This is a genomic window from Streptomyces sp. CBMA123 (genome assembly GCF_014596465.1).
Classification (GTDB): Bacteria; Actinomycetota; Actinomycetes; order Streptomycetales; family Streptomycetaceae; genus Kitasatospora.
This window is the reverse complement of sequence record NZ_MECK01000384.1, coordinates 1-3627: the sequence shown is the minus strand read 5'-3', so window position 1 is coordinate 3627 and position 3627 is coordinate 1. Positions and strand designations below refer to the sequence as shown.

The window sequence follows — 3627 nt, the reverse complement described above, 5'->3', positions numbered from 1 at the left end:
CACTGCACGCGGAGGCGGGCGCCCCGCGCTCCGACGACGGGCACGCGGTGCTGGTCGGCGACCCGGCCGAGGTCGCCGGGCAACTCGCCGCCTGGGCCGACCGCACGCCGCTGGACGGCTTCGTGCTGCGGCTCCCGCTGGCCGGGAGCGTCGCGGCGTTCACCGACCTGGTGCTGCCCGAACTGCGGGCGGCCGGGCGCTACTCGGGCGCCTCCGGAGCCGGCACCCTGCGCGAGCAGCTGGGGCTGGCCCGGCCCGAAAACCGGATCGTCGCCCGGCTCACCGCCGCCGGCGCGGAGAGGAGCTGACGACGTGTCCGAGCGAGAACTCCACCTCGGGCTGATGTTCTGGGCGACCGGCACCCACTCCGCCGGGTGGCGCCACCCCGACGCGGCCGCCGACGCCGCCTACGACATCCGCCTCATCCAGGAGGTCAGCCGCAGCGCCGAGCGGGCCAAGCTCGACTTCGTCTTCCTCGGCGACCGGCTGGCCAGCGACCCGGCATTGCAGCACAGCAACCCGGCGCAGATCTCCCGGCTGGAGCCCTACAGCACGGCCATGGCGATCGCCGCCGCCACCACCCACATCGGCGTGGTGGTCACCGCCAACCCGACGTACTCCGACCCGTACGCCATCGCCCGGCTGCTGGCCTCGCTGGACCACCTCAGCGACGGCCGCGCGGCCTGGAACCTGGTCACCGGCGCGGACCCGGCGGCGGCCCACAACTTCGGCCGGGACGCCCACTGGGACACCTCCCGGCGCTACGACTGGGCCGAGGAGACCCTCCGGGTGGTCCGCGAGCTGTGGGACTCCGCCCCGGAGCCGGACGGCACCGGGGCCCGCCGGATCGACCACCGGGGCGAGTACTTCTCGGTGGACGGCCCGCTGGACGTCGCCCGGCCGCCGCAGGGCCACGTGGTGGTGTTCAACGCCGGCACCTCGGACCGCTCCCGCGAACTCGGCGCCCGCGACGCGGACATCGTGTTCGCCGGCCCGCAGCCGACGCTGGCCAAGCGCCGGGAGTACTACGCCGACATCAAGGCCCGGGCCGCCCGGTACGGCCGCGCCGACCACGTCGCGGTGCTGCCCGGCCTGACCCCGATCGTCGCGCCCACCACCGAGGAGGCGGTCGCCCTGCACGACCGGCTCAACGCGCTGCTGGTGCTCGACCCGGAGCAGGAGATCGGCGACATCGTGCGCGCGGGCGGCATCGGCGAGGGCCACCGCCGCAACCTCACCTCCGCCTCCGAGGTGTTCGGGGTGGACGTGCGCGGCAACGACCTGGCCGCCGCCGTCCCGGTGAGCACCCTGGCCGCGGTCTCCGAGGAGGGCGCCCGGCGGCTCGCCGAGATCACCCGGCTGACCAGGCGCACCGTGGACGGGCCGAACCGGATCACCTACGGGGACCTCGTGCACGCCACCCCCGCGCAGCTCTCGTACACGGTGGTCGGCAACCCGGAGGAGGTGGCCGACATGATCCAGGAGTGGTTCGAGGAGGGCGCCGCCGACGGCTTCAACATCTACCCGGCGTACGTGCCCGGGTCCGTCACGGCGTTCACCGAGCTGGTGGTGCCGGTGCTCCAGCGGCGCGGGCTGTTCCGCAAGGAGTACGGCGGGCGGATGCTGCGCGACCACCTCGGGATGGCCGTGCCGCCGCGCTGAGGCGCCTGCCCGCAACGACGGTGCCGCACAACGACGGTGGGCCTCCGGAACCAGGGTTCCGGAGGCCCACCGTCGTTGCCGTCGTGCCGGTCGTCGTGCCGGTCGTTCAGCGCTGCGCCGCGTCCGCGGTGGCCGGGGCCGGGGCGGTGGCCGGGCCGGTGGCGAAGCCCTTGCGGCCGAGGGCCAGGATGGTCAGGGTGACCAGGGCGCCCGCGGTGCCGCACAGCGCCGCCCAGTGCTCGTTGGTGTGCGCCAGCACGTTGCCGACGGCCGCCGAGCCCAGCGAGGTGCCGGCCGCGAACAGCGTCACCAGCCAGGCGAAGGCCTCGGTGGTGGTGCCCGGCGGCGCCAGCTCGCCCACCAGCACGAAGGTGACGGTCAGCATCGGGGCCAGGAACGCGCCGGTGAGCAGCATCAGTACGGCCATGTAGCCCGGCGGCGGCACCAGCACCAGCAGTCCGTACCCGACCACCAGGCCGCCCGCGAACAGCACCCCGCGGTTGGCGAGGGTGCCCGGCCAGCGGCGCGAGCCGTACACCAGCACGCCGGCCAGCGACCCGAAGGCGTTCAGGGCCAGCAGCGAGGGCGCGCCGCCGGGCACGTGCCAGCGCTCCGCGTACGAGACCACCAGGACGTTCAGGGTGCCGATCGCGAAGCCCACCCCGATCAGCGCGCTGAGCAGGGTGACCAGCCGGCCGCTGCGCAGCGGGCCCAGCCAGTCGGTCGAGCGGGCCTCGGCCCGCCACTCCCGGGACGGCTTGGCGCTGGCCACCACCGCGACCCCGAACAGCCCGAGCAGCGCCTGGACGCACAGCGCGGCCGTCGGCGACCAGAGGGCGACGCTGCCGGTGACCACCAAGGGGCCCGCCACGAAGACGAGTTCCTGGGCGCTGGAGTCCAGCGCGTACGCCGATTCGAGCTTCTCGGCGGGGGTGATCGCGGGCCAGAGCACCCGCAGGCAGGGCTCCAGCGGGGGCGTCATCGAGCCGGCGAGCACGGCGCCGACCAGCACGGCGGCGGGCTGGTGCGGTGCCAGCGCGATGGCGAGGAAGCCCACGGCGGCGAGCAGCGCGGTCGGCACCAGGACGCGGGTCTGCCCCCAGCGGTCGACGAGGCGGCCGAGCAGCGGTGAGCCGACCGCCGCCGAGATCGCGTACGAGCCGGCCGCGGCGCCGACGAAGCCGTACCCCGACCCGGCCTCGCGCAGCGCCAGCGGGATGGTCAGCGCGGTCATGGCGGAGGGCAGCCGCCCGACCCAACTGCCCAGCAACAGGCGGGTGACGGAAGGGGATCGGAGTAAGACGAGGAAGCTCATGAGCACCACCTTAGGGGGATCTACGCGCGTGTACCCGCCGATTCAGGGATTGGCCGGGACATGAAGACGGAGCACCGCCGGACGGTCCGTGCGTACCCCCACCTCGATGTCCGTGACGGCGGTGGAGCGGTGGTGGGCCAGGCCCGGCGCGGCGGTGACCCAGGCCTGTCCGGTGGAGCGGTCCGCCCAGCACGCCACGCCGTCGCCGCGGGCCGTGCTGTGCCAGAAGTAGCGGTGCTGGTGGCCGGGCGGGAGCAGCGCGAGCAGGGCGGGCGGGGCGTCGCGCAGGTCGACACCGAGCAGCCGGTCGCGCTCGTCGAAGGTCAGCCAGACCTCGCCGCGGTAGCCGATCCGTACCAGCGGGCCGGTCGCCAGGGCGTCGAACACGGCCTGGAGGAAGCCCGACTTCGGGTCCCAGTCCACCCGGGGCACGGCCGCCGGGCCGGGGCCGGCCCCAGCCCCCCGCCCCCTCCCTCGCCCCCCTCCCCCACGTCCCCCCCCCCCTCCCCCCCTCCCCCGTCCCCGCCGCCGTGGTGGCCTGCAGCGGATCGCACTACCTGCTCGACCCCCAGGGCGACCGCCGCCTGTGCGACCAGCTCGGCGACAGCGCCGGCTACCCGGTGACCTCCTCCACCCTGGCCACCCTGGAC

At 75.3% G+C, this 3627-nt stretch carries 3 protein-coding genes and 1 pseudogene; 2 read left to right on the top strand and 2 right to left on the bottom strand.

What is annotated here, in order from left to right; genetic code table 11:
* Positions 1–308, top strand: a pseudogene (locus BG452_RS31320) (FMNH2-dependent monooxygenase); the annotation flags it as partial.
* 4 nt (positions 309–312) lie between these two features.
* Positions 313–1662, top strand: a complete 1350-nt coding sequence (locus BG452_RS31315; protein ID WP_188307734.1) for an NtaA/DmoA family FMN-dependent monooxygenase — start codon at positions 313–315, stop codon at positions 1660–1662.
* Between the two features lie 106 nt (positions 1663–1768).
* Here BG452_RS31315 and BG452_RS31310 read toward each other — a convergent pair whose 3' ends face one another.
* On the bottom strand, positions 1769–2977 hold the full coding sequence (locus tag BG452_RS31310; RefSeq protein ID WP_188307733.1) for an MFS transporter: 1209 nt from the start codon (positions 2975–2977) through the stop codon (positions 1769–1771).
* Between the two features lie 42 nt (positions 2978–3019).
* Positions 3020–3400, bottom strand: a complete 381-nt coding sequence (locus BG452_RS31305) for a hypothetical protein (protein WP_188307732.1) — start codon at positions 3398–3400, stop codon at positions 3020–3022.
* Between the last annotated feature and the right edge of the window lie 227 nt (positions 3401–3627).